Source organism: Pseudomonas sp. TE6288, assembly GCF_054062095.1.
In genome coordinates, this window is the sequence record NZ_JBSSEW010000013.1 from 123,540 (window position 1) to 147,983 (window position 24,444).

Sequence of the window (24,444 nt, forward strand, 5' to 3'; positions counted from 1 at the left end):
ATAGTCGACTGAGTACAGTGCCCCAACGACTTTGATATTTTATAAGCAATCGGACTCACCTGCGGTTTTACCGGCTCGCCAGCATAAAGCCCTGCCGAATAAATAATGGTCATGCAGACACGCCCAATCTTCGTAAGTAATTTCATCACAGCATTCTCCTGCAGCGCTGAAAATTTTATTACGCCCTACCTATTGAATCTTAGAAATAAGCCATCAAGGATAAAAATTTTCAACATCCGCCCGCCGCTCATTCAGTCGACGCACCACGTCATGGCGCTCTGCCGTGCCTAATGGCCTACCCTGCCACTGTTTTAGCGGACTCGAGTAGTAGTTGAGCCTCGTGCAGCCCCGGCAGTCTTCATAGTCCGTCATTATGGTTCTGGCATTGCCGCCAGGGAGTAGATAGCCGTGCTGATAGGGCGGGTCAAAACTATCCGGATCGCCTGGTTCCCAGTAATGCTCACCGCCGATGTTGTGACCCAGAACATGCCCCATGTCCAGGTAATCACCCAATACGTTCCAGGTGCTGAATCCAGTCTCTATACGATCCGCTAGGTAATACCTGCCGAACACCGTTGGGTCGATAATGGCGGTGAGCACCAGATCGGCGCGTAAGCTATCACGAGCAGCCTGCATCTGAGTGTACACATCGCTGTCTTCCTTACGGATCAGGTCCAAGACCGCATTGGGTGTCAGGCCTTTTTCGCTGGCGATACTTTCAACATACCCGGCAAATTCATACTTTATTTCAACACCACTGTCCTGCAACTGGTGATTTGCAAAAATCAGATAATTTTCCATGATATCTGACAGGCTGGGATAGTCTGCGGGCCTGCGGGAAAAACCCGCACGGGCTTCGACAGTACTCATCATCATTACCCGGATAGTACTAACTGCCGTCGATCGCGCGCTCTGCTGCCGTACAAAAGGATGGGCGGAGGGGCTCGGATCAGGGTCTTCTACTCGAATACAAGTCTGGGCCTGCACGGATTTCGAAGCGTCCACTCTTATCAATACCTGCTGCCCTGCCCCCACATAATCGAGCCGGTAAAGTTGTCCGTCTACACGTATCTCTCCAAATATTTTATCGCCATAGCGAACCAGCGACACCCAGCTTGATGGATCGACGTCCACTTCCGCAGATGACGAGAAGCGTTGTTTACGATCAGACGGCCTGTCGCCATACCAATAGGACTTACCCGGTTTGTCACCACCGAACCAGCGAAGCTGATAGTGCACCTGCTTTTCACCCGGCAGTAGCACCGAAATCATTCGAGTTCCATGCCCGACAATTTCCGGGAAAACGGTCACCAAACGAATCTCCTGATTCGCAGGGTCATCAAGCAAGTCGTTTAGATAAGCTGCAAGGTTTCTTTTGCGCTGCATGTCAAGCCAGCCTTGACGGTCCATTGTGGGCCCAAGCTCGAAAAGCGCTGGCGCCGCACGCGCCGTCGGCGCCGATGTCTGCTGGGTCAAGGAACAAGCTGAAAGAAGGGAAATAGCTAACGCCGTTGTTAACATCATTCTTAATAGCGAGGCCATGCCGCTGCTCCTGTTCGAATGACCTCATTAGAGATGCAGGCACGGCGGCCAACAACTAGCAGAACTAATAGGTCGTCCAAAAAACAACCCCGGAAAGCCGTGAGCATCCGGGGCCAAGAGTGAGCAACATCCACTGTGCATGCAGTGAGGGTGACCAAACCCTCGGTGCCGTGAATGACTTCAGTGTGCGGCCTTCCTTCCTCGGCGATTTAGCCGTAAACGACCTGTTCTTAGCCAAAGCGGCCATCGCGACAATCCGCCCTTGCCGTGCTGGTGCGTCGGACACAGAATCGATGGCAAACAACAGCAGCGAAGGACATTAGTCATGATGCATGCGGACTTGATCGACCAGGACGACCTACTGGGCCAACTGCGCTCGCGGGGTTTCGACATTCCGGCCGGCGCCAGCGCCGAGCAGGCCTGCGAGGTGGTGATACGCGGGCTGACCGAGCCCAATGCGCGGGCACTGAAGGGCATGGTCGAGCAGTTGTACACCGGCAGCGCGACCATCCTCCCGGCCGTGCGTCAGGCTATCGACAAGCAGTTGCTGCCGGCGTTGGCGCAGTTCAACAAGCGCGCCTGAAGCTTTGACTGGCCATCGTAATTGAATGGGCTCACCCCACCGCGGCATCACAGTACCACGGTGGCGTTCCAAGACCGCCAGCGGCAGCGAGGTCGAGACCCTGTGCAAGCCGAGCAATGCTCAATCGGCCGGTTCCCGACAAATAAGCGTTATTGCAACAGGTCAACACTGTACAACTTGGTTGCTAATACATCACCTTTACTTGTTACTTCTGCCCTAGGCACGGTCTTGCTATTCAGGTCCGGAATAGAAAGTGTATAGACGCCATGGTCGTGTCGAACGCCCTCATAGCACCGGTTGGCCTCGTCCTTCACTGCTCGAAAACAGGCCTTTCCATTTTTCGGAAGGCCGATTATTTTTGCAGAGTGGGCACGCTCACCGCTTTCTCCACAGGCCCGAACGGAGGCGCCGCGCCTGACTTCAAGCGTACACAGTTTATTTCCTTGCAAATTCGGGAGAGAATACAAATCAACGAACATTGCCCCAGATTCATAGGTCAATTCGACTTCCGGGTAGGGAGAAGGCTGATACTGATAAAAAGCCACGCTAGATCTTTCATCCTGTTCAATGAGATAGAGAAGACCCGTAGCACCATAACCGTCCCCAGTCAGGTCAAATATCACGCAAAACAGGCTTTCTCCTGTAGGTTTTTTTCCACACACGCGACCGAAACTAGAGGCCCGATCATCAGTGCCAGCAAAGAGCTCCAGCCACTGAGCAGGGTTACCAGACCATGTGCAAGGTTTCGCTTCACCGAGTTCCCAGTATTTGACTTTGCAAAGCTCCTTCTGATCACCGTCAAACAGTCTAAATTGCATAATGAAGTCATACTCGCCTTTGACACCGGGCTGTGCGCCCCATAAAGCGGATGACGCCATGCACAAGATAGCCCCGACCATCGCCATGATTTTATTGGACTTCATAGTCACCTCTCTTCACTCTGCGCTCGACAAAGCAAAGCGCAATCTGACTTACCCAGACAAATTGATCGGTCCAAAGAGCCTCAGCGCATTCTCGAGCACATGCTTGGCTAGCTGAAAGGGAGCCCCCTGAACGTGAAATGCCTCGACAAAATCGCGAAAAGCTACGCCAACATGGTCTCACTGGCACGTACCATGCAGTGTTTGCAACATCTCTCTCATACAGAGCCTAGAACTTCACCTTCTGCAGTTTACCTCTGACATCCCCTTTCGTCTCAAGCTTCACCCCCTCGCCACGGGCGGGCCCGCCCAGCTCCGGCACCTCAAATTCCGATCTAGTAGTACTGTAGCAAGCACTATCAGAACTAGCCGCCCCTTCAAAACATAACTTTCTAGCTCCAGGTCTTTCGGAGATCCACACGCGAAGATCCGTCTTTGAAAAATCTGTCCCAGGGCACATTGCCCTGACATCAACCTCGCCTCCTTCGTTAACAGCGAAGTTGCAAAGAGGCGAACTACCTACCCGCGGATATATACTTACCGTGGCGGCCCTTACAGCCGAGTAAGTCACATAAGCGACCTTGTCATACAAACCCGCATTATACGACGAGACCCTATAAGGCTGGAGATTAACTTGGTTTAGTGGATACAGCGTAAGAAGCTCCCTACTCTGGAATTCCTTACCATTGCGCGAACCTGTTATGCACAGTGCGTTTTCATTTGATTCAGTCGTCAAGCAGAGTGTCATAGTGCTATTAGGAAGCTGTGTAAGCATCAATGATCGGATCTCTTTATTTTTTGCGGCATCACACATCTCTACTTTATAAGCCTGTTGCGCAGTAACAGTACATCTTTCACCTTGCATATAGTTAGACCTATATGCTGTCACCGCTACTGTGTTGTACGCTTCTTTATCGGCTAACGGCTCCGACGCAGCCGCCGCCTCTATCATGAAGTTACCCAGCGCAAGAATTGAGGCAATGCAATAATATCTTCCTTTCATATTTCTTCACCTCGCTCAAATACAATACAAAAAATTCAGACTACCGGACTAGGAGTGTTACTCGGACACTCGCCACAGACATTATTCGCCCGCAAATAGATATCAACAACTAGTAGAAATATCAGGTGTAGCTCATAAAAAAGCCTGGTCGCAATGAGCGACCAGGCTGAAGAGTAATCAACTACGCTATTGAAAGCGCTTGGTTGCAGCTATCCCGCATCGAAAACGCGGGGTTCAGAGCCTCACACTGGCAAAGGTCGACTCATTGCGCGCCTGGCTCAGCGCCGCCATCGGCCCGCTATGCGGCGACAGCGCCATGGCCTGCGGGATCGGCATCATCGCCACTTGCTGGGTTGTGTTCGAACCCACCCGCTCGTCACGCGGTGGAATGCCGAAATACTCGCGGTAGCACTTGGAGAAGTGCGGCGTGGAGACGAAGCCGCACACCGAAGCCACCTCAATGATCGACATCGGCGTCTGCTTGAGCAGTTGCCGGGCGCGGATCAGCCGCAGCTTGAGGTAGTAGCGCGACGGCGAGCAGTGCAGGTACTTCTGGAACAGGCGCTCGAGCTGGCGCCGCGACACCGCCACATAGACCGCCAGCTCGTCGAGGTCGATCGGCTCCTCGAGGTTGGCTTCCATCAGCGCGACGATTTCCTGCAACTTCGGCTGGTTGGTGCCGAGCATGTGCTTGAGCGGCACGCGCTGGTGGTCCTGCTCGTTACGGATGCGCTCGTAGACGAACATCTCGGAGATCGCCGCCGACAGCTCGCGGCCGTGATCGCGGCTGATCAGGTGCAGCATCATGTCCAGCGGCGCGGTGCCGCCGGAGCTGGTGAAGCGGTTGCGGTCGAGGGTGAACAGGCGGGTGCTCATGTTCACCCGCGGGTAGGCCTCCTGCATCGCCGCCAGGCATTCCCAGTGCACGCTGCAATCGAAGCCGTCGAGCAACCCGGCGCAGGCCAACGCCCAGCTGCCGGTACACACCGCGCCAAGGCGACGCGACTGGCGGGCCTGGGCTTGCAGCCAGGTGACGTGCTCACGGGTGACGGTGCGCTGGATGCCGACGCCACCGCAAACGATCACGGTGTCTATCGGCGGGGCACTGTGCATGGCCGCGTCGGGGGTAATCTGCAGGCCGTCGCTGGCCCACACCTGGCCACCGTCGACGGTCAGGGTGTGCCAGCGATACAGCTCGCGCCCGGACAGCTGGTTGGCCATGCGCAGCGGTTCGACCGCCGACGCCAGGGAAATGAGGGTGAAGTTGTCCAGCAGGAGAAAGCCGATGGACTGGGGTGCTGTGCGGTTCTGGGTTGGGGTCCCGGAGGTGTACGACGTCATCGCGATTTCTCCTCACACAATGCAGGGTGTGCCTCAGGCGAGCACTGTTCTTGTAATGGCCCCGTTTCGTATGCAGGGGCTTTGCCAATCTCAACGCAAATGGCATGCCTGAATTTGAACGCCCATCCAATAAAACCCAAAAGCGACGTCGGCATGCGCCTTCCAGCGGCCTGGGCAATCAGCCTTGCGTCAAACGCAAACAGGCGAGCCAGCGCCTCTGCGCGTCACCCCTGAGCAAATCGGTAGCACTTGTGGGAAGCTTGCCCAGATGCGACAGACTTAAGTGTCACCGACAACGGTCCTGCTGGTAACGACAGGCGACGGCCGGTAGATGACAACCAATGCGCCAGAATGTGGCGCATCGGTCACGCGCGGGCCAGAACGGCGCATCAGCATTCGATGACGCTGACCGCCAGGCCTCCGCGGGAGGTTTCCTTGTACTTGTCGTGCATGTCGGCGCCGGTGTCGCGCATGGTGCGGATCACCTGGTCCAACGAGATGAAATGTTCGCCATCACCGCGCAGGGCCATCTGCACGGCATTGATCGCCTTTACCGCAGCGATTGCGTTGCGCTCGATGCACGGGACCTGCACCAGGCCACCAACCGGGTCGCAGGTCAGGCCGAGGTTATGTTCCAGGGCGATCTCGGCGGCGTTTTCCAACTGCGCCGGGGTGGCGCCGAGGACATCGGCCAAGCCTGCGGCGGCCATGGCGCAAGCCGAGCCGACCTCGCCCTGGCAACCAACCTCGGCGCCGGAGATCGAGGCGTTCTTCTTGCACAGGATGCCCACCGCCGCCGCGCCGAGGAAGAAGTCCACCACATTGGACTCGTCCACCGCGTCGGAGAAACGCATGTAGTAGTGCAACACCGCCGGGATGATCCCCGCCGCGCCGTTGGTAGGCGCGGTGACCATGCGCCCGCCGGCGGCGTTCTCTTCGTTGACCGCCAGGGCGAACAGGTTGACCCACTCCATGGCGCTCATGGTCGAGCCGATCACGTTGGGCTTGCCCAGCTCCTGCAGGCTGCGGTGCAGCCGGGCGGCGCGGCGACGCACATTGAGCCCGCCGGGCAGGATGCCTTCATGCTTGAGGCCGTTGTTCACACACTCCTGCATGGCTTGCCAGAGCTTGAGCAGGCCGGCGCGGATCTCGGCTTCGCTGCGCCAAACCTTTTCATTCTCCAGCATCAATTGCGACACGCGCAGGTCGTTTTGCTTGCACAGGCGCAGCAGTTCGGCGGCGCTGTCGAAGTCGTAGGGCAGCACGGTCTGGTCGGCGTCCAGCACGCCGCTGGCGGCCTGGGCGGCATCGACCACGAAGCCTCCACCCACCGAGTAATAGGTGTCGCGGTGCAACTCGCCCGCCTCGCCTTCGGCAATCAGCGTCATGGCATTGGGGTGGTACGGCAGGTTCTCGTCCAGCAGCAGCATGTCGCGGGCCCAGACGAACTCGATGGGCAGGCGACTGTCGAGCTTGAGCACGTTGGTTTCGCGCAGGTCGGCGATGCGTGGGGTGATCTGGCTGGGATCGATGGCGTCCGGCCATTCGCCCATCAGGCCCATGATCGTGGCATTGTCGGTGCCGTGGCCGACGCCGGTGGCCGACAGCGATCCATACAGCCTCACTTCGATACGCCGCACCTGCTCCAGCTCGCCGCGCTCGCGCAGCCCCTGGACGAACAGCGCGCCGGCGCGCATGGGGCCGACGGTGTGGGAGCTGGAAGGCCCGACACCGATCTTGAACAGGTCGAACACGCTGATGGCCATTGTCGAATCACCTCTTGCTGGGCTTGTCTCTGCGCGCCAGGCGCAGGGCGGAGCAACTGCTAGGCTGAAACAGTCGAGCCGCCTTGAATGCTCGCATCATCGGGCTTTTGCCCAGCCCTTCGCCGTCTGCAACCGACGTACTTTTGTCCAGCAGCGCCGCCGCTGCACGGGCCTTTCGTGCGCCGTTTTCCAGCGGCGGGACGACGCAAAAACCGAGGTATGGGGGTGGAAAAATCCAGTTGCGACATCGTCCGTACTGGATACGACCCGTCCTGTACTGGATACGACGCCACCAGTAGGCGATTGCCGAACGCTGGAGGATTATCGAAAGCGACTCGTATTGCACGGCCTCGCATCCTGCCCTCTGCAGGCCTGGTCGACCGGAGCCCTGAGAACGCCCGGCGGCCCACGCGAACCCGAAGATAAAATCACAGGAGTCCATCCATGAAAGGTTCACCCTCGCTGTTGCTGGTCGCGTTGCTGTCCGCTCCGCTGTTGGCCCAGGCCGCCGAACCCGAGCAGTGCCAGACGGTACGGTTCTCCGATGTCGGCTGGACCGACATCACGGTCACCACCGCGACCACCAGCGTCGTGCTCGAAGCCCTGGGCTACAAGACCCACACCACCATGATCTCGGTACCGGTGACCTACAAGTCGCTGGCCACCGGCAAGGACCTGGACGTGTTTCTCGGCAACTGGATGCCGACCATGGAGAACGACATCAAGCAGTACCGCGATGCCGGCACCGTCGAGACCGTGCGCGCCAACCTGGAAAATGCCAAGTACACGCTGGCCGTGCCCCAGGCCTTGTATGACAAGGGCCTGAAGGACTTCGCCGACATTCCCAAGTTCAAGCAGGAGCTCAAGGGCAAGATCTACGGCATCGAACCGGGCAACGATGGCAACCGCACCATCCAGAAGATGATCGACGACAACGCCTTCGGCCTGAAGGACGCCGGTTTCCAGATCGTGCAGTCCAGTGAGGCGGGCATGCTGGCGCAGGTCGACCGGGCGCAGAAGCGTGAAGACGCGATCGTCTTCCTCGGCTGGGAACCGCACCCGATGAACACCCGCTTCAAGATGCAGTACCTGACCGGTGGGGATGCCTACTTCGGTCCCGACTTCGGCAAGGCCACCGTGCTGACCAACACCCGCAAGGGCTATGCACAGGAGTGCAGCAACGTTGGCCAGCTGTTGAAGAACCTGTCGTTCGAGCTCAAGGATGAAAGCACCATGATGGGCTATGTCCTGGACGACAAGATGAAGCCCGAGGCGGCCGCGAAAAAATGGCTGAAGGACAACCCCGGCAAGCTCGACGCCTGGCTCGCCGGCGTGACCACCGTGGACGGCAAACCCGGCCTTGAGGCGGCCAAGGCCAAACTGACGCAATAACGCAAGACGCCATGGCAACACCGCGGGGTGGGACCGTGCCCACCCCGGACTGATTTCAATCTTTGCAGGTGGAAGCTCGCTATCATGCTTATCGATCAGAAAATACCCCTGGGGCAGTACATCGCCTCATTCGTCGAATGGTTGACCCAGAATGGCGCCAGCTACTTCGACGCCATCGCCGCAGGCCTGGAATTCATGATCCATGGGGTCACCAGCGCCCTGACCTGGTTCAACCCATTCGTGCTCATCGCCCTGTTCGCCGGCCTCGCGCACCTGATACAGCGCAAGTGGGCGCTCACCGTCTTCGTCGCCCTTTCGTTCCTGCTGATCCTCAACCTGGGCTACTGGCAGGAAACCATGGAAACCCTGGCGCAGGTTACCTTCGCCACGGTGGTCTGCGTGGTCATCGGCGTGCCGCTGGGCATCGCCGCCGCGCACAAGCCGATGTTCTACACCGCCATGCGCCCGGTGCTGGACCTGATGCAGACCGTGCCCACCTTCGTCTACCTGATCCCGACCCTGACCCTGTTTGGCCTGGGCGTGGTGCCGGGGCTGATCTCCACCGTGGTGTTCGCCATCGCAGCGCCCATCCGCCTCACTTATCTGGGCATCTGCGACGTGCCGCAGGAGCTGATGGACGCCGGCAAGGCCTTCGGTTGCTCGCGTCGCCAATTGTTGACCCGCATCGAACTGCCACACGCCATGCCGAGCATCGCTGCCGGGGTGACGCAATGCATCATGCTGTCGCTGTCGATGGTGGTGATTGCCGCCCTGGTCGGCGCCGACGGCCTGGGCAAACCCGTGGTCAACGCACTGAACACCGCCGATATCTCCCTGGGCTTCGAAGCGGGCCTGGCCATCGTGCTGCTGGCGATCATGCTCGACCGTATCTGCAAGCAACCGGAGCTGCCGGTAAGGGGTGAGGCATGAGCATCATTCGTTTCGAAGACGTCGACGTCATTTTCTCCAGCAAGCCGCGCGAGGCGCTGGCCCTGCTCGACCAAGGCCAGACCCGCGAGCAGATTCTCAAGCAGACGGGCCTGGTGGTCGGCGTCGAAAAGGCCAACCTGGACATCAACAAGGGCGAGATATGCGTGCTCATGGGCCTGTCCGGCTCGGGCAAATCCAGCCTGCTGCGCTGCATCAACGGCCTCAACACCGTGAGCCGCGGCAAGCTGTTCGTCGAGCACGAAGGCAAGCACATCGATATCGCCCACTGCACCCCGGCAGAGCTGAAGATGATGCGCACCAAGCGCATCGCCATGGTGTTCCAGAAGTTTGCCCTGATGCCCTGGCTGACGGTGCGCGAGAACATCAGCTTCGGCCTGGAGATGCAGGGCCGGCCGGAGAAGGAACGGCGCAAGCTGGTGGATGAAAAGCTCGAACTGGTGGGCCTGACCCAGTGGCGCAACAAGAAACCGGACGAACTCTCCGGTGGCATGCAGCAGCGCGTGGGGCTGGCCCGGGCGCTGGCGATGGACGCCGATATCCTGCTGATGGACGAGCCGTTCTCGGCCCTCGATCCGCTGATCCGCCAGGGCCTGCAGGACGAACTGCTGGCCCTGCAGAGCAAACTCAGCAAGACCATCGTGTTCGTCAGTCATGACCTGGACGAGGCGCTGAAACTGGGCAGCCGCATCGCCATCATGAAGGACGGGCGCATCATCCAGTACAGCAAGCCGGAAGAGATCGTGCTCAACCCGGCCGACGAGTACGTGCGCACCTTCGTCGCCCACACCAACCCGCTCAACGTGCTGTGTGGCCGCAGCCTGATGCGCAGCCTGGACAATTGCCGGCGAGTCAACGGTTCGGTGTGCCTGGACCCGGGCATCGACTCATGGCTGGACCTTGGCGAAGGCGGTTCGCTCAAGCGCGCACGCCAGGGCCAGAATGGCCTGGACATGCAGAACTGGGCGCCGGGGCAGGACGTCGGCTTGCTGGAGCGCAGGCCAACCGTGGTACACGCCGATATCGGCATGCGCGAAGCGCTGCAGATTCGTTACCAGACCGGCAACAAGCTGGTGCTGCAGGATAACGACAAGGTGGTGGGGATACTCGGGGATACCGAGTTGTATCACGCGTTGCTCGGCAAGAATCACGGGTGATTTAACTGGGGCCGCCTTGCGGCCATCGCGGCTGAAGCCGCTCCTACAGGAAACGTGTAATCCTTGTAGGAGCGGCTTCAGCCGCGATGGGCTGCAACGCAGCCCCAATCAGTGGTTCAGCGTACGACGATCCCCCGCGAAGCCATGTAGGCCTTGGCTTCCGGCACCGTGTACTCGCCGAAGTGGAAGATGCTCGCCGCCAGCACCGCGCTGGCATGCCCTTCCAGGATGCCGTCGGCCAGGTGCTGCAGGTTACCCACGCCACCGGAAGCAATCACCGGAATCCCCAGCGCATCGCTGATGGCGCGGGTCACGCCCAGGTCGAAGCCATTCTTCATGCCGTCCTGGTCCATGCTGGTCAGCAGGATCTCGCCAGCCCCCAGGCCTTCCATCTTCTTCGCCCACTCCACCGCATCCAGCCCGGTGGGCTTGCGCCCGCCATGGGTGAAGATCTCCCAGCGCGGCGTTTCACCGGGGCCAGAGACTTTCTTGGCGTCGATGGCAACCACGATGCACTGCGAACCGAAACGGTCAGCCGCCTCGCCGACGAACTCCGGGTTGAACACCGCGGCGGTGTTGATCGACACCTTGTCGGCACCGGCGTTGAGCAGGTTGCGGATGTCCTGCACGGTGCGCACGCCACCGCCCACGGTCAGCGGGATGAACACCTGGCTGGCCATGCGCTCGACGGTATGCAGGGTGGTGTCACGGCCATCGACGCTGGCGGTGATGTCGAGGAAGGTGATCTCGTCGGCGCCCTGTTCGTCGTAGCGCCGGGCGATCTCCACCGGGTCGCCGGCATCGCGGATGTTCTCGAACTTGACGCCCTTGACCACCCGGCCGTTGTCCACGTCCAGGCAAGGGATGATGCGCTTGGCCAGTGCCATGGTCGCTCCTCAGCCTTGGTAGTTGTCGCAGAAGGCCTGGGCCTCGGCGACGTCGAGGGTGCCTTCGTAGATGGCACGGCCGGTGATGGCGCCGATAATGCCCGGAGCCTTGGCGTCCAGCAGGGCCTTGATGTCGCCCAGGTTGTGGATGCCGCCCGAGGCGATCACCGGAATGCGCGTGGCTTCGGCCAGGGCCTTGGTGAAGGGCACGTTGCAGCCCTGCATCATGCCGTCCTTGGCAATGTCGGTGTAGACGATCGACGAGACGCCATCGGCCTCGAAACGCTTGGCCAGGTCGATGACCTGCACGCTGCTCACTTCGGCCCAGCCGTCGGTGGCGACGAAGCCGTCCTTGGCGTCCAGGCCAACGATGATCTTGCCCGGGAAGGCCTTGCACGCCTCGGCAACGAACTCCGGCTGCTTGACTGCCTTGGTGCCGATGATCACGTGGCTGACGCCAGCCTTGACATAGTGCTCGATGGTTTCCAGCGAACGGATGCCACCGCCGATCTGGATCGGCAGGTTCGGGTAGCGCCTGGCGATGGCGGTGACCACTTCACCGTTGACCGGTTGGCCTTCGAAGGCGCCGTTGAGGTCGACCAGGTGCAGGCGGCGGCAACCACCCTCGACCCACTTGGCGGCCATGCTCACCGGGTCGTCGGAGAATACCGTGGAGTCTTCCATGCGGCCCTGGCGCAGGCGCACGCAAGCGCCGTCCTTCAGATCGATAGCGGGGATAATCAGCATCTTGGCAACCTGTCTAATCGTTGGAATTCAGGGCTTCTCGAGCGCCCACAGGTCGCTTTCGATGCTCTCGAACCGCTCCTTGAGGTGCAGCTGAACATCGGCAATCGCCCTGTTGTAGTAGTGCGGTGCAATCTCTTTGCTGAACAACTCGAGGACCTCGGCCACCTCGAACGACCCCAGCTCCAGCTCGAAGCGGTCTTCGAGAAAGCGCTTGAGCGTATCAAGCGCCTCGCGCTCTTGCTCCGGGGCCAGGGTGATGACTGGCGCCTTGGTCCGCGACCTGCTCATTTACCAGCGCCCGTCCCAGGCGACGAAGTTCTGCAACAGTTGCAGGCCATGGGTATGGCTCTTCTCCGGGTGGAACTGCACGGCGAAACGCGAGCCTTCGGCCAGCGCCGCGGCGAAATCGACGCCGTAGTGGCCGCGCCCGACCACCTGGCCCGGCTTGCCGGCTTCGATGAAGTAGCTGTGCACGAAGTAGAAACGCGCACGGTCGGGAATGTCATGCCACAGCGGGTGGTCGATGGTCTGGCCGACTTCGTTCCAGCCCATGTGCGGCACCTTCAGATGCTCGCCGTCTTCCTTCAGGTCTTTACCGAAGAAGCGCACCTGGCCTGGGAACAGGCCGATGCAGTCGACACCGTCGTTCTCCTCGCTGCGCTCGAGGAGCGCCTGCATGCCTACGCAGATGCCGAGAAACGGGCGGTCCTGGCTGACTTCGCGCACCAGGCTGTCGAAGCCCAGGCGGCGAATCTCGGCCATGCAGTCGCGGATCGCGCCGACGCCTGGGAACACCACGCGGTCGGCTTCACGAATCACCGCGGCATCGCTGGTCACCAATACCTTGCCGGCGCCCACATGCTCCAGGGCCTTGGCCACCGAGTGCAGGTTGCCCATGCCATAGTCGATCACGGCTACCGTCTGCATTTACAGGCACCCTTTGGTGGAAGGCATCTGCCCGGCCATGCGCTCGTCGAGAGTAACGGCCATGCGCAGCGCGCGGCCGAACGCCTTGAACACGGTCTCGATCTGGTGGTGGGTGTTGTGGCCACGCAGGTTGTCGATATGCAGCGTCACCAGGGCATGGTTGACGAAGCCCTGGAAGAACTCCTGGAACAGGTCGACATCGAAGCCGCCCACGGTGGCACGGGTATACGGCACATGCATCTGCAGGCCCGGACGGCCGGAGAAGTCGATGACCACCCGCGACAGGGCCTCGTCCAGCGGCACATAGGCATGGCCGTAGCGGAAGATGCCTTTCTTGTCGCCGATGGCCTGGGCGAACGCCATGCCCAGGGTGATGCCGACGTCCTCGACGGTATGGTGGTCGTCGATATGCAGGTCGCCCTTGCACTCGATATCCAGGTCGATCAGCCCATGCCGGGCGATCTGGTCGAGCATGTGTTCAAGGAAAGGCACACCGATTTCGAATCGGGCCTTGCCGCTGCCATCGAGGTTGATCGAGCACTTGACCTGGGTTTCCAGGGTATTGCGCTCGACGGAAGCCTTACGTTCGACCATCACCAGCTCCGCAAAATCATTGGGCGAAAAGGGCTCCATTATAGGCCCAGAACGCGCCGGCTTGAAACGCGGATGACATATGGCAGGACTAGTAATTACGGGGGTGGGAGAGACCTACAGGTCTATACAAGCAGATTTTTCTGTTGAACCCATCGCGGGGCAAGTCGCATCGGCGTGGGAGCGGCGGTGCGCCGATGCGACTTGCCCCGCGACAGGGCCTTTGAAGCCAGCCAGTCAGCCAGCCGTGTCATCCATCAATGAAACAGCACCGCAGTCTTCTGCAGGGTGATCCACACCCCCCAGGCCAGCGGAATCACCACCACCGCCCAGGCCACCAGCACCAGCGGCAGGCTGCCCGGCGCCGCGTGCCACTCCAGCGAACGCGCGGAATCGGCGCCCTTGTCATGGCTCAGCGCGCGCTCGGCCGCCAGTTCGGTGTCGGTCATGAAGTACTTGTCCGCCACCGGGCGCACCAGCATGTTGCAGATAAAGCCCAGCACCAGCAGGCCGGCCAGGATGTACAGGGTCATGTCGTAGGCCGCGGCCCGCTCCACGCCCGCCGCCAGCTGCGCCTCGCGCAGGTAGGTGATCAGCACCGGGCCGAGCACGCCGGCCGCCGCCCAGGCAGTCAGCAGGCGACCATGGATGGCACCGACCATCTGCGTGCCGAACAGGTCGGCCAGGTACGCCGGCACGGTGGCGAAACCGCCGCCGTACATCGACAGGATGATGCAGAACGCCGCCACGAACAGCGCCACGTTGCCGATGTGGCCCATGTTCGGCACCAGGCTGTAGAGGCCCACGCCCAGGGCGAAGAAGGCGAAGTAGGTGTTCTTGCGGCCGATGTAGTCGGAGAACGACGCCCAGAAGAAGCGCCCACCGATGTTGAACAGGCTCAGCAGACCGGTGAAACCGGCGGCGATCGCGGCAATCTGCGCCAGCTGCGCGGCATTCAGCTCACTGAAGGTCAGCTCGTTGCCCAGCAACTTGCCGGCGAACACTTCCTGCAGCAGTGGCGAAGCCATGCCGAGAATGCCGATACCGGCCGAGACGTTCAGGCACAGCACCAGCCACACCAGGGCGAACTGCGGGGTTTTCCAGGCCACGCTCACATGCACGTGACGGTCGGTAACCATGGCGTTGGCTTTCTTCGCCGGCGGTGTCCAGCCTTCGGGCTTCCAGCCGGTCGGCGGCACGCGGTAGGCCAGGGCGCCCGCAGTCATGAACACGAAGTAGATCGCGGCCATGGCGACAAAACTCTGCCATACACCCACCTCGGTCGCGCTGCCGAAGTGGCCCATGAGCGCGGTGGCCAGAGGAGCGCCCACCATGGCACCTCCACCAAAGCCCATGATCGCCATGCCGGTTGCCATGCCGCGCTTGTCCGGGAACCACTTGATCAGGGTCGAGACCGGCGAAATGTAGCCCAGGCCCAGGCCGATCCCGCCGATCACCCCCGAACCCAGCCACATCAGCCACAGTTGGTGGGTCTTCACGCCAATCGCCGAGATCAGCAACCCGCCGCACCAACACAGTGCCGAGACCAGGCCGGCCTTGCGCGGGCCGGCGTGCTCCAGCCAGCCGCCGAGCACCGCGGCAGAGCAGCCGAGGAACACGAAGAACAGGGTGTAGATCCAGCTGAGCATGGAGATCGGCCAGTCGCACTCGGCGCTGAACAGGCGGGCGACGAAGCCCATGTCGGCGGCGCAGGCCACCGGAGCGCTGACACCCAGGGCCTGGGACAGCGGCAGCCAGAAAACCGAGAAGCCATAGGCCATGCCGATGCACAGGTGAATGGCCAGGGCCGCCGGCGGTACCAGCCAGCGGTTGAAGCCCGGGCGGGCGATGATGCGCTCCTTCGACAGGAAGCCCGGCGTGCTCGCCGCCGCTCCCGCCGTGATACTGCTGTTCATGGATTGATCCTTTTGTAGGTGGGCTGTGCGCGTGGACGGCTCTGTATGGCTGCACGCAAGGCAGCCCGGCCGGTTCAGGCATCACCCGCGACAATGGGTCGCGGGGCGCCACGGGCGGGCGCAAGATTACCAGCAGCGGGTGACATGGAAGCAATCTGATATCGTGTTTTTTTCGTCAGCTGAATCGGTATTTCGCGTATTCAGGTGAGGTTGTGCCGCCTGTTCTGGCCTCATCGCAGGGCAAGTCGCATCGGCGCACCGCGATGAGGCCAGAGCAGGCAACAAATGAACTGCCGTCAATCCAATTGTCGAAATGTCGGATAAGCAGTGCCTATACCCACGGCGCTATACTCGCCGCTGAAATTCATAATCGGACTACAAGGACTCGCCCATGAAAGCGTTCGGCAAAATCCTGGGGCTGGGGCTTCTCGGGTTGTTGCTGATCATCGTGGCGCTGGGCTTCGCCCTGACCCACCTCTTCGATCCCAACGACTACAAAGAAGAAATCCGCCAGTTGGCCCGCGACAAGGCCCACGTGGAGCTCACCCTCAATGGCGATATCGGCTGGAGCCTGTTCCCATGGCTGGGCCTGGAGCTGCACGAGGCCAGCATCGCCACGCTGAACAACCCCAAGGTGCCTTTCGCCGACCTGCAGATGCTCGGCCTGTCGGTACGCGTACTGCCGCTGCTGCGCCGTGAAGTGCAGATGAGCGACGTGCGGGTCGAAGGCCTCAACCTGACGCTGACCCGCGATGCCAACGGCCATGGCAACTGGGAAGACATCGGCAAGCCATTGCCCGACCCGGCCGTGGCCAATGCCCCGACCGCCACGCCGGGCGAAGCAGCAGCCGCCGAAGCGGAAAAACCGCAAGGCAACGAGCGCTCGGTCAAGCTCGACATCGACAGCCTGACCGTCAACAACGCCCGGGTGCTGTACACCGACGAGAAAGCCGGCCAAACCTACGGCGCCGAAAGCATTCAGTTGAGCACCGGCCCCGTGCACGAAGGCGTGAACATCCCGCTCAAGGCCAGCGCCTTCCTCAGCGCCAGCCAACCGAACCTGAAGGCGCGTACCGAGTTGACCGGCGAACTGCGCTTCGATCGCCGTCTCAAGCGCTACAACCTAGAGGACATGCGCCTGTCTGGCGAGACCTCGGGCGAGCCACTGGCCGGCAAGACCATGACCTTCGCCGCCCAAGGCCAGGTGCTGGTCGACCTGGCGGCCAATGTCGCCTCCTGGAGCGGCCTGAAGGTCTCGGCCAACCAGTTGCGCGCCCTGGGCGAGCTGAACGTGCGCGACCTCGACAAGGCTCCGCAGGTCAGCGGCGGCCTGTCCATCGCCCAGTTCGACCTGCGCACCTTCCTCGACGGTATAGGCCACCCGCTGCCCGCCACTGCGGACGCGGCAGCGTTCAAGAAGTTGGAACTGGTCACCCGCCTGCAAGGCACGCCGAACAGCCTCGCCCTCGAAGACCTGGCGGTGAAGCTGGACGACAGCACCTTCACCGGCCGTGTCGCCGTGGAAGATTTCGCCAAGCAGGCCCTGCGCGTGCGCCTCAAGGGCGACAAGTTCGACGCCGACCGCTACCTGCCGGCCAAGAGCGAGGAAGCCAAGGGTGCCACCGCAGCGCGCCAGGCCGAGGTCAAGCAGCAGGAAGCCACTGCCGTCGCCGGCGCCGGCTCCACGCCGCTACCCGACGCACCGACGCAAGTTGCCTGGAGCAGTGACAAGCTGCTGCCGGTCGACCGCCTGCGCGCCCTCGATCTACAGGCCGACCTGTCGTTCGGCGCCCTGACGCTGGACAAGCTGCCGATCAGCGATGCACAGCTGACCGCCAGCGGCCAAGGCGGCCTGGTCACCCTGCAGACCCTGCGCGGCGGCCTGTACAACGGCACCTTCGAGGCCAAGGGCACCGTGGATGTGCGCCCTGCCGTACCGCAGATCGGCGTGAACACCAAGATCAACCGCGTGCCAGTGGAACACTTCCTCAAGCGCGAATCCCCGGAGCAGGCGCCGCCGGTCAAGGGCCTGCTGACCCTGAACAGCGACCTTACCGCCACTGGCAACAGCCAGAAGGCGCTGGTCGATACGCTCAATGGCAATGCCAGCTTCACCATCAACGACGGCGTGCTGGTCAACGCCAACCTGGAACAGCAACTGTGCCAGGCCATCGCCACCCTCAACCGCAAGCAGCTCAGCGGTGAGCCCCGTGGCAAGGACACGCCGTTCCAGGAGTTGCGCGGCAGCCTGGTAATGCGTAACGGCGTGGCCAGCAACCCGGACCTCAAGGTGCGCATCCCAGGCCTGACCGTCAACGGCCACGGCGACCTCGACCTGCGCGTGCTGGGCATGGACTACAACGTCGGCGTGGTCGTCGAAGGCGACCAGCGCGCCATGCCCGACCCGGCCTGCCAGGTCAACGAGCGCTATGTCGGCGTCGAAGTGCCGCTGCGCTGCCGCGGCCCGCTGGAGCTGGGCGCCAAAGCGTGCCGCCTGGACCAGGACGGCCTGGGCAAGGTGGCCGCGAAGCTGGCCGGCAATCGCCTGAAAGACAAGATCGATGAAAAGCTCGAAGAGAAACTCGGAGACAAGGTGAGCCCTGAACTCAAAGATGCATTGAAGGGGCTGTTCAAGCGATGACACCCCAGCAGTTCTCCAGCGCCGTGCTGGACTGGTACGACCAGCACGGTCGGCATGACCTGCCCTGGCAACAGGGCATCACCCCGTATCGGGTGTGGGTGTCGGAAATCATGTTGCAGCAGACCCAGGTCAGCACCGTGCTCAACTACTTCGACCGCTTCATGCAGGCGCTGCCCACCGTGCAGGCGCTGGCCGAGGCGCCGGAGGACGAGGTGCTGCACCTGTGGACGGGCCTGGGCTACTACACCCGTGCCCGTAACCTGCAGAAAGCCGCGAAGATCGTCGTCGAACGGCATGGCGGCGAGTTCCCGCGCAGCGTCGAGCAGCTCACCGAGCTGCCCGGTATCGGCCGCTCCACTGCCGGGGCCATCGCCAGTATCAGCATGGGCATCCGCGCGCCGATCCTCGACGGCAACGTCAAGCGCGTACTGGCCCGCTTCACCGCCCAGGCCGGCTACCCGGGCGAGCCGAAGGTGGCTAACCAGCTGTGGGCCAGTGCCGAGCGCTTCACGCCGATGACCCGGGCCAATCACTATACCCAGGCGATGATGGACATGGGCGCGACGCTGTGCACGCGCAGCAAGCCCAGTTGCCTGATCTGCCCGTTGCAGCGCGGCTGCGAAGCCCATCTGCACGGCGAAGAGACCCGCTACCCCGAGCCCAAGCCGCGCAAGGCCCTGCCCCAGCGCAAGACCCTGATGCCATTGCTGACCAACCACGAAGGCGCGATCCTGCTCTATCGTCGGCCCTCCACCGGCCTGTGGGGCGGCCTGTGGAGCCTGCCGGAGCTGGACAGCCTCGAGCAGCTCGAAGACCTCGCCTACCAGCACGGCCTGCGTCTGGCCGGCAGCCAGGCCCTGGCAGGCCTGACCCACACCTTCAGCCATTTCCAGCTGGCCATCGAGCCTTGGCTGGTGCGTGTCGACCCCGTCGGCGCGCACGTGGCCGAGCCCGACTGGCTCTGGTATAACCTCGCCACCCCGCCGCGCCTGGGCCTCGCCGCCCCGGTCAAGAAGCTGCTGCAACGCGCGGCCGACGAACTGATTGCAGGAGAGAAGCGATGACCCGCACCGTGAAGTGCCGCAAGTACAACGAAGAGCTCCCAGGCCTCGACCGCCCACCCTACCCGGGCGCCAAGGGCCAGGACATCTTCGAGCACATCTCGCAGAAAGCCTGGAAGGAGTGGCAGGACCACCAGACCATGCTGATCAACGAGAAGCGCCTGAACATGATGAATGCCGAGGACCGCAAATTCATCCAGGCCGAGATGGACAAGTTCTTCACAGGCCAAGACTACGCCCAGGCCGAAGGCTACGTGCCACCCTCGAATTGACCCCGAAAACCGTAAGCGACGGAATTAATTTAAATTTTTTCAAAAAAGTCGTTGACGATCGGTTCGGAAATCTATTTAATGCACCTCGTCGCCCAGATAGCTCAGTCGGTAGAGCAGAGGATTGAAAATCCTCGTGTCGGCGGTTCGACTCCGTCTCTGGGCACCACCTTCAGCTTCTGGTGGTTGCAAAGTTACCCGAAGCGACACAAGAAACCCGCCTAGTGCGGGTTTTTTGTTGCCTGCGATTTTTCTTCTAGCTCCTTCATGCCCGGTTGATCGATATCAAAAAGCCACTCGCCATGCGCTCATAGGATGGAAGGTGGACATTCGAACGACCCCGCAAGGACCTCCATGAGCGAAGAATCCGCCACCCTTCTCCTGCCGTCGCCTGCCGAAACCGGCAGCAGCGCCAAGCCCACCCCTCGCACCCGCCGTCCGCGCCAACGCAAGCCGGCCGCCAGCGCCGCCGCGCCAGAGATCATCACCCAGGTCAGCCAGCAGCCCGCCGCCCTGGAAGTGGCCAACGCGCGCAAGGGCAGCAGCGAGGACAGCACCTCGGCACGCCTGCCGGCCAGCTACCCCTACCGCACGCGCATGCGCCGCCAGGACTACGAGAAGGCCAAGCACGACCTGCAGATCGAGCTGCTGAAAGTGCAGAACTGGGTGAAGGAAACCGGCCAGCGCATCGTCGTGCTGTTCGAGGGTCGTGATGCTGCGGGCAAGGGCGGCACCATCAAGCGCTTCATGGAGCACTTGAACCCGCGCGGCGCGCGGATCGTGGCGCTGGAGAAACCGTCGGAGCAGGAAAAGGGCCAGTGGTACTTCCAGCGTTATGTGCAACACCTGCCCACCGCCGGTGAAATGGTGTTCTTCGATCGCTCCTGGTACAACCGCGCCGGGGTCGAGAAGGTCATGGACTTCTGCTCGCCACTGCAATACCTGGAGTTCATGCGCCAGGCACCTGACCTCGAACGCATGCTGTGTAACAGCGGCATCCTGTTGTTCAAGTTCTGGTTCTCGGTGAACCGCGAAGAGCAACTGCGCCGTTTCATCTCCCGCCGCGACGACCCGCTCAAGCACTGGAAACTCTCGCCCATCGACATCAAGTCGCTGGACAAGTGGGAGGACTACACCGCTGCCAAGGAAGCGATGTTCTTCCATACCGACACGGCCGATGCGCCATGGACAGTGATCAAGTCAGATGACAAGAAGCGCGCGCGGATCAATTGCATTCGTCACTTCCTGCACTCGCTGGATTATCCAGGCAAGGACCACAGCGTGGCGCATGCGCCGGATCCGTTGCTGGTCGGGCGGGCTTCGCGGGGGTTCGAGGAAGATGAGCCGGAGGCGCTGGTGAGCTGAACACTTTGGGGCCGTTGGACGGCCTCTTGGGTTTCTCGCGCAACTACGCTTCAATACGCGCCTTTACCAGTCAGCCCAAGGATCCACCCATGGCCACCAACACCAAGCAACAGAAACGCGCCAAGCGCGCCGCCACCAAGGCCAAGCAGAATCGCATGGTGCGCAGCGGCCAGGCGGTCAAGGCCAGCGCTGGCGACAGTGCCAGTGTCGAGCAGGTGTTCAACAAGGCCATGGAGTCAGGCAGCTACGACAGCCTGTTCGAAAAAATGAAGGAAGCCCAGGAAAACGGCCTGGTGCCGATGATCTCGGTGTTCCTGGTCGACCCGCTGCTGGCGTTGGTGCTCAAGGGCCACAAGGAAGAGCACGCCACCGACTACATCGTCATGGTGTTCACCGCCTACCGCGCATGGCTCGACGGCATTGACGAGGACGCGACCATGGCGTGGCTGGAGAGCGACGAGTTCCAGGACGCCTATGTCACCGCCTCGGAGATCGTGGCCAAGCAGCAGCAACAGCAGAAGCAGTTCGGCTGAGTCGAACCGCACCCGCGTCCACAACCCGTGCAGACAAAAAAGGCCGCGTCCTTCACAGGACGCGGCCTTTTCATTTCATCTGTGGATCAGCTATCCAGCGCCACACGCGCAGCAGCGCCACGCTTGCGGTGCACCAGCAGACCAGCTGCCACCACACCAATGCTCAGGATTGCCGTGGCGATGATCTCGGCACGGTGATCTTCGCGCAGCGCCATCACCGCCAGCACGGCGATAATGAAGGCGATGGTCGCCCAGGTCAGACCCGGGAACATCCACATCTTGAACGAGATCTTCTCACCGCTGGCTTCACGCTGGGCACGCATGCGCAGTTGCGACACGGCGATCACCAGGTACACCAGCAGGGCGATGGCGCCGGAGCTGGCCAGCAGGAACTCGAACACCGCAGCCGGGGCCAGGAAGTTGGCGAACACACACAGGAAGGCTGCGGCAGTGGACAGCAGCACGGCCCAGTGCGGGGTGCCGGCCTTGGTGGTGCGCTGGGCAACCGCCGGGGCGTCGCCACGCTTGCTCAGGGAGAAGAGCATGCGCGAAGAGGTGTAAAGCGCCGAGTTCAGGCAGCTGGTCACGGCGATCAGCACGACGATGTCGACGATCAGCTTGGCGTTCGGCACACCGATCAGGCTGAGGACAGTCTGGTAGGAGCCTTTCTCGGCCAGGGTCGGATCGTTCCACGGCACCATGGCCACGACCAGGAAGATCGACACCAGGTAGAACAGGCAGATTCGCCAGATCACCGAGTTGGTGGCGCGGCTGATCTGCTTGCCCGGATCCTTCGATTCGGCGGCGGCGATGGTGACGATCTCGGTCCCCATGAACGAGAACATGGTGGTCAGCATGGCGGCCAGCACGGCGCCCAGGCCATTGGGCATGAAGCCCTGGGTGTCGAACAGGTGGCTGACGCCGCTGATCTGGCTGCTCGGCACCATGCCGAACATGGCCGCGCAACCGACGACGATGAAGCCGATGATCGCCAGCACCTTGAGCAGGGCGAACCAGAACTCGAACTCACCGTAGTTCTTCACGCTGAACAGGTTGGTGATGGTCAGCGCCAGGGTAATGATCAACGAGAACGCCCACAGGTCCACCGAGGGGAACCAGGCATGCAGGATGGCGGCGGCGGCGTTGGCCTCCAGCGGAATCACCAGCACCCAGAACCACCAGTACAGCCAGCCGATGGTGAAACCGGCCCAGCGCCCGATGGCGCGGTCGGCGTAGGTGGAGAAGGAACCGGTGTCAGGCGAGGCGACAGCCATTTCGCCGAGCATGCGCATCACCAAAACGACCAGGGTACCGGCCGCGGCGTAGGCCAGCAGCACGGCGGGGCCGGCGGCGGCGATGGCGTGGCCGGAGCCGACGAACAGCCCGGCACCGATCACGCCGGCGATGGACAGCATGGTCACATGCCGTTGCTTGAGCCCCTGAGCGAGGTCATTGGAATTGTTACCGCTCATAAAACTACCTTTGTAAGGAGGTGGACTACACGAATGACTGGCCAGCGCGCCGAGGTGTGGATAGGCGTCGCCGCATTCAGTGGTTTCCAGAGGGCAATAAGCGGGCCAGGTGAGAATGACTTTCGTCTGAAATATTTCTGCCTCCAATAACGGCGCGGCTTGCAGCGCATTGTGCCAAGCTTTGACCGAAAGGTCGCCAAATCCCCATGCCAAGTCTGGATTACGGAAATACTCACTTACAAATGCACCAAAGGTGCTCCTCGGTAACACCTGTGCACGAATTTTGCGCAACAGAAAGCGCAACCAACAGGCGCAACCTTGCCCCCGTCAAGTCCGCGACACAGTGCCACCCGGCTAAAAACGGCTTCCCAGACCGGGCCAAAGCTGGCACCATCGCGCCTTTTTTCATCAAGGCTCCGGTGCTGGGCAAAACGCTATTGCGGACATCCTGGCGACAGTCCACTGCAGCGATGCGACAAACTGTCCCACCAGCGACCCGAGCACCCCGCGACCCGGTTGGCCGCCGTTGCGCCGCTATGCTAGCGTGGCGCTCGCCAGGAAGGCCGCCAACAGCTGGGAACGCACCCGAACACATGAGGACCGCAAATGGCTCAGGCCACGCCCGCGCTGGAAATCCGCAACCTGCACAAACGCTATGGCGAGCAGGAAATTCTCAAGGGCATTTCGCTGACCGCGCGCGACGGTGACGTGATCTCCATCCTCGGCTCGTCCGGCTCTGGCAAGTCCACCCTGCTGCGCTGCATCAACCTGCTGGAGAACCCGCACCAGGGCGAGATCCTGGTCGCCGGTGAAGCCCTCAAGCTCAAGGCGCAGAAAAACGGCGACCTGATCGCCGCCGACAACCGCCAGATCAACCGCCTGCGCAGCGAGATCGGCTTTGTCTTCCAGAATTTCAACCTGTGGCCGCACATGTCGATCCTCGACAACATCATCGAGGCGCCGCGCCGCGTACTTGGCCAGAGCAAGGCCGAGGCCATCGAGCATGCCGAGGCGCTGCTGAACAAGGTCGGCATCTTCGACAAGCGCCACAGCTATCCCGCCCAGCTTTCCGGTGGCCAGCAGCAACGTGCCGCCATCGCCCGTACCCTGGCCATGAAACCCAAGGTCATCCTGTTCGACGAGCCAACCTCGGCGCTCGATCCGGAAATGGTCCAGGAAGTGCTTAACGTCATCCGCGCCCTGGCCGAAGAAGGCCGTACCATGCTGCTGGTGACGCACGAGATGAACTTTGCCCGCCAGGTGTCCAGTGAAGTGGTCTTCCTGCACCAGGGCCTGGTCGAAGAGCAAGGATCGCCGCAGCAGGTCTTCGAGAACCCGACCTCGGCGCGTTGCAAGCAATTCATGTCCAGCCACCGCTAACGG

The 24,444-nt window shown here is 61.5% G+C and carries 22 protein-coding genes and 1 tRNA gene; 11 read left to right on the forward strand and 12 right to left on the reverse strand.

What is annotated here, in order from left to right; genetic code table 11:
• Nucleotides 1–213: 213 nt before the first annotated feature.
• Nucleotides 214–1,542 carry a hypothetical protein gene (locus ACVWY1_RS15380; RefSeq protein ID WP_457378471.1) on the reverse strand — a complete coding sequence of 443 codons (1,329 nt, stop codon included), beginning with the start codon at nt 1,540–1,542 and terminating at the stop codon, nt 214–216.
• 325 nt (nt 1,543–1,867) lie between these two features.
• Here ACVWY1_RS15380 and ACVWY1_RS15385 point away from each other — a divergent pair, with 325 nt between their 5' ends.
• Nucleotides 1,868–2,125, forward strand: coding sequence for a hypothetical protein (locus tag ACVWY1_RS15385; RefSeq protein WP_277502260.1), 258 nt, complete (start codon nt 1,868–1,870; stop codon nt 2,123–2,125).
• Nucleotides 2,126–2,274: 149 nt separating this feature from the next.
• On the opposite strand, the gene ACVWY1_RS15390 is transcribed toward ACVWY1_RS15385, so the two are convergent.
• From ACVWY1_RS15390 to ACVWY1_RS15405, 4 genes are all read right to left on the reverse strand, one after another.
• Nucleotides 2,275–3,048 carry a hypothetical protein gene (locus ACVWY1_RS15390; protein WP_457378472.1) on the reverse strand — a complete coding sequence of 258 codons (774 nt, stop codon included), beginning with the start codon at nt 3,046–3,048 and terminating at the stop codon, nt 2,275–2,277.
• A 226-nt stretch (nt 3,049–3,274) separates the two neighbouring features.
• Complete coding sequence (locus tag ACVWY1_RS15395; protein WP_457378473.1) at nt 3,275–4,048, reverse strand: hypothetical protein; 774 nt, start codon at nt 4,046–4,048, stop codon at nt 3,275–3,277.
• 234 nt (nt 4,049–4,282) lie between these two features.
• On the reverse strand, nt 4,283–5,389 hold the full coding sequence (gbdR, locus tag ACVWY1_RS15400; protein ID WP_028688457.1) for a choline metabolism transcriptional regulator GbdR: 1,107 nt from the start codon (nt 5,387–5,389) through the stop codon (nt 4,283–4,285).
• Nucleotides 5,390–5,778: 389 nt separating this feature from the next.
• Nucleotides 5,779–7,155 (reverse strand): L-serine ammonia-lyase, encoded by a 1,377-nt coding sequence (locus ACVWY1_RS15405; protein WP_277502263.1) that lies wholly within the window; start codon nt 7,153–7,155, stop codon nt 5,779–5,781.
• A gap of 444 nt (nt 7,156–7,599) precedes the next feature.
• Between ACVWY1_RS15405 and ACVWY1_RS15410 the strand changes: the two genes are divergently transcribed.
• The 3 genes from ACVWY1_RS15410 (at nt 7,600) to choV (ending at nt 10,652) form a co-directional block, all read left to right on the forward strand.
• A complete protein-coding gene (locus ACVWY1_RS15410) occupies nt 7,600–8,547 on the forward strand; it encodes a choline ABC transporter substrate-binding protein (protein WP_111531993.1) in 948 nt (315 codons plus the stop codon).
• An 81-nt stretch (nt 8,548–8,628) separates the two neighbouring features.
• Nucleotides 8,629–9,477 carry a choline ABC transporter permease subunit gene (gene choW, locus ACVWY1_RS15415; RefSeq protein ID WP_172670914.1) on the forward strand — a complete coding sequence of 283 codons (849 nt, stop codon included), beginning with the start codon at nt 8,629–8,631 and terminating at the stop codon, nt 9,475–9,477.
• The gene (choV, locus tag ACVWY1_RS15420; RefSeq protein WP_102681807.1) at nt 9,474–10,652 is read left to right on the forward strand and encodes a choline ABC transporter ATP-binding protein; all 1,179 of its coding nucleotides are present in this window, start codon (nt 9,474–9,476) and stop codon (nt 10,650–10,652) included. Before choW ends, choV begins: the two co-directional genes overlap by 4 nt.
• Nucleotides 10,653–10,768: 116 nt before the next feature.
• Here choV and hisF read toward each other — a convergent pair whose 3' ends face one another.
• The 6 genes from hisF to ACVWY1_RS15450 all read right to left on the reverse strand — a co-directional run bounded on the left by hisF (nt 10,769) and on the right by ACVWY1_RS15450 (nt 15,720).
• The gene (gene hisF / locus ACVWY1_RS15425; RefSeq protein WP_023629858.1) at nt 10,769–11,539 is read right to left on the reverse strand and encodes an imidazole glycerol phosphate synthase subunit HisF; all 771 of its coding nucleotides are present in this window, start codon (nt 11,537–11,539) and stop codon (nt 10,769–10,771) included.
• Nucleotides 11,540–11,548: 9 nt separating this feature from the next.
• Nucleotides 11,549–12,286: a 1-(5-phosphoribosyl)-5-[(5-phosphoribosylamino)methylideneamino]imidazole-4-carboxamide isomerase gene (hisA, locus tag ACVWY1_RS15430; RefSeq protein WP_102681808.1), complete on the reverse strand. Its 738-nt coding sequence runs from the start codon at nt 12,284–12,286 to the stop codon at nt 11,549–11,551.
• Nucleotides 12,287–12,313: 27 nt separating this feature from the next.
• The gene (locus ACVWY1_RS15435; protein ID WP_139674252.1) at nt 12,314–12,574 is read right to left on the reverse strand and encodes a DUF2164 domain-containing protein; all 261 of its coding nucleotides are present in this window, start codon (nt 12,572–12,574) and stop codon (nt 12,314–12,316) included.
• Nucleotides 12,575–13,213: an imidazole glycerol phosphate synthase subunit HisH gene (gene hisH / locus ACVWY1_RS15440; RefSeq protein WP_046853802.1), complete on the reverse strand. Its 639-nt coding sequence runs from the start codon at nt 13,211–13,213 to the stop codon at nt 12,575–12,577.
• The gene (gene hisB / locus ACVWY1_RS15445; RefSeq protein ID WP_028688464.1) at nt 13,214–13,807 is read right to left on the reverse strand and encodes an imidazoleglycerol-phosphate dehydratase HisB; all 594 of its coding nucleotides are present in this window, start codon (nt 13,805–13,807) and stop codon (nt 13,214–13,216) included.
• A 254-nt stretch (nt 13,808–14,061) separates the two neighbouring features.
• The gene (locus ACVWY1_RS15450; protein ID WP_277502264.1) at nt 14,062–15,720 is read right to left on the reverse strand and encodes an OFA family MFS transporter; all 1,659 of its coding nucleotides are present in this window, start codon (nt 15,718–15,720) and stop codon (nt 14,062–14,064) included.
• A 391-nt stretch (nt 15,721–16,111) separates the two neighbouring features.
• Here ACVWY1_RS15450 and ACVWY1_RS15455 point away from each other — a divergent pair, with 391 nt between their 5' ends.
• The 6 genes from ACVWY1_RS15455 to ACVWY1_RS15480 all read left to right on the forward strand — a co-directional run bounded on the left by ACVWY1_RS15455 (nt 16,112) and on the right by ACVWY1_RS15480 (nt 21,589).
• A complete protein-coding gene (locus ACVWY1_RS15455) occupies nt 16,112–18,361 on the forward strand; it encodes an AsmA family protein (protein WP_457378474.1) in 2,250 nt (749 codons plus the stop codon).
• On the forward strand, nt 18,358–19,425 hold the full coding sequence (mutY, locus tag ACVWY1_RS15460; RefSeq protein WP_110604173.1) for an A/G-specific adenine glycosylase: 1,068 nt from the start codon (nt 18,358–18,360) through the stop codon (nt 19,423–19,425). The genes ACVWY1_RS15455 and mutY overlap by 4 nt, the downstream gene beginning before the upstream one ends.
• Nucleotides 19,422–19,694, forward strand: coding sequence for an oxidative damage protection protein (locus tag ACVWY1_RS15465; RefSeq protein ID WP_457378475.1), 273 nt, complete (start codon nt 19,422–19,424; stop codon nt 19,692–19,694). The genes mutY and ACVWY1_RS15465 overlap by 4 nt, the downstream gene beginning before the upstream one ends.
• Before the next feature lie 90 nt (nt 19,695–19,784).
• Nucleotides 19,785–19,860: transfer RNA gene (locus ACVWY1_RS15470), tRNA-Phe, on the forward strand.
• A 185-nt stretch (nt 19,861–20,045) separates the two neighbouring features.
• Nucleotides 20,046–21,056, forward strand: coding sequence for a polyphosphate kinase 2 (ppk2, locus tag ACVWY1_RS15475; protein ID WP_258599713.1), 1,011 nt, complete (start codon nt 20,046–20,048; stop codon nt 21,054–21,056).
• A gap of 89 nt (nt 21,057–21,145) precedes the next feature.
• A complete protein-coding gene (locus ACVWY1_RS15480) occupies nt 21,146–21,589 on the forward strand; it encodes a hypothetical protein (protein WP_277502266.1) in 444 nt (147 codons plus the stop codon).
• Between the two features lie 86 nt (nt 21,590–21,675).
• Here ACVWY1_RS15480 and gabP read toward each other — a convergent pair whose 3' ends face one another.
• The gene (gene gabP / locus ACVWY1_RS15485; RefSeq protein ID WP_277502267.1) at nt 21,676–23,061 is read right to left on the reverse strand and encodes a GABA permease; all 1,386 of its coding nucleotides are present in this window, start codon (nt 23,059–23,061) and stop codon (nt 21,676–21,678) included.
• Between the two features lie 606 nt (nt 23,062–23,667).
• Between gabP and ACVWY1_RS15490 the strand changes: the two genes are divergently transcribed.
• Entirely contained in the window at nt 23,668–24,441 is a 774-nt protein-coding gene (locus ACVWY1_RS15490; protein WP_046853793.1) for an ABC transporter ATP-binding protein, read from the forward strand.
• Nucleotides 24,442–24,444 lie beyond the last annotated feature (3 nt).

What these genes read in the sequence shown, in the direction of transcription:
- ACVWY1_RS15380 (WP_457378471.1), bottom strand. Translation starts at nt 1,542, where the DNA reads ATGGCCTCGCTATTAAGAATGATGTTAACAACGGCGTTAGCTATTTCC.
- ACVWY1_RS15385 (WP_277502260.1), top strand. Translation starts at nt 1,868, where the DNA reads ATGATGCATGCGGACTTGATCGACCAGGACGACCTACTGGGCCAACTG.
- ACVWY1_RS15390 (WP_457378472.1), bottom strand. Translation starts at nt 3,048, where the DNA reads ATGAAGTCCAATAAAATCATGGCGATGGTCGGGGCTATCTTGTGCATG.
- ACVWY1_RS15395 (WP_457378473.1), bottom strand. Translation starts at nt 4,048, where the DNA reads ATGAAAGGAAGATATTATTGCATTGCCTCAATTCTTGCGCTGGGTAAC.
- gbdR (WP_028688457.1), bottom strand. Translation starts at nt 5,389, where the DNA reads ATGACGTCGTACACCTCCGGGACCCCAACCCAGAACCGCACAGCACCC.
- ACVWY1_RS15405 (WP_277502263.1), bottom strand. Translation starts at nt 7,155, where the DNA reads ATGGCCATCAGCGTGTTCGACCTGTTCAAGATCGGTGTCGGGCCTTCC.
- ACVWY1_RS15410 (WP_111531993.1), top strand. Translation starts at nt 7,600, where the DNA reads ATGAAAGGTTCACCCTCGCTGTTGCTGGTCGCGTTGCTGTCCGCTCCG.
- choV (WP_102681807.1), top strand. Translation starts at nt 9,474, where the DNA reads ATGAGCATCATTCGTTTCGAAGACGTCGACGTCATTTTCTCCAGCAAG.
- hisF (WP_023629858.1), bottom strand. Translation starts at nt 11,539, where the DNA reads ATGGCACTGGCCAAGCGCATCATCCCTTGCCTGGACGTGGACAACGGC.
- hisA (WP_102681808.1), bottom strand. Translation starts at nt 12,286, where the DNA reads ATGCTGATTATCCCCGCTATCGATCTGAAGGACGGCGCTTGCGTGCGC.
- ACVWY1_RS15435 (WP_139674252.1), bottom strand. Translation starts at nt 12,574, where the DNA reads ATGAGCAGGTCGCGGACCAAGGCGCCAGTCATCACCCTGGCCCCGGAG.
- hisH (WP_046853802.1), bottom strand. Translation starts at nt 13,213, where the DNA reads ATGCAGACGGTAGCCGTGATCGACTATGGCATGGGCAACCTGCACTCG.
- hisB (WP_028688464.1), bottom strand. Translation starts at nt 13,807, where the DNA reads ATGGTCGAACGTAAGGCTTCCGTCGAGCGCAATACCCTGGAAACCCAG.
- ACVWY1_RS15450 (WP_277502264.1), bottom strand. Translation starts at nt 15,720, where the DNA reads ATGAACAGCAGTATCACGGCGGGAGCGGCGGCGAGCACGCCGGGCTTC.
- ACVWY1_RS15455 (WP_457378474.1), top strand. Translation starts at nt 16,112, where the DNA reads ATGAAAGCGTTCGGCAAAATCCTGGGGCTGGGGCTTCTCGGGTTGTTG.
- mutY (WP_110604173.1), top strand. Translation starts at nt 18,358, where the DNA reads ATGACACCCCAGCAGTTCTCCAGCGCCGTGCTGGACTGGTACGACCAG.
- ACVWY1_RS15465 (WP_457378475.1), top strand. Translation starts at nt 19,422, where the DNA reads ATGACCCGCACCGTGAAGTGCCGCAAGTACAACGAAGAGCTCCCAGGC.
- ppk2 (WP_258599713.1), top strand. Translation starts at nt 20,046, where the DNA reads ATGAGCGAAGAATCCGCCACCCTTCTCCTGCCGTCGCCTGCCGAAACC.
- ACVWY1_RS15480 (WP_277502266.1), top strand. Translation starts at nt 21,146, where the DNA reads ATGGCCACCAACACCAAGCAACAGAAACGCGCCAAGCGCGCCGCCACC.
- gabP (WP_277502267.1), bottom strand. Translation starts at nt 23,061, where the DNA reads ATGAGCGGTAACAATTCCAATGACCTCGCTCAGGGGCTCAAGCAACGG.
- ACVWY1_RS15490 (WP_046853793.1), top strand. Translation starts at nt 23,668, where the DNA reads ATGGCTCAGGCCACGCCCGCGCTGGAAATCCGCAACCTGCACAAACGC.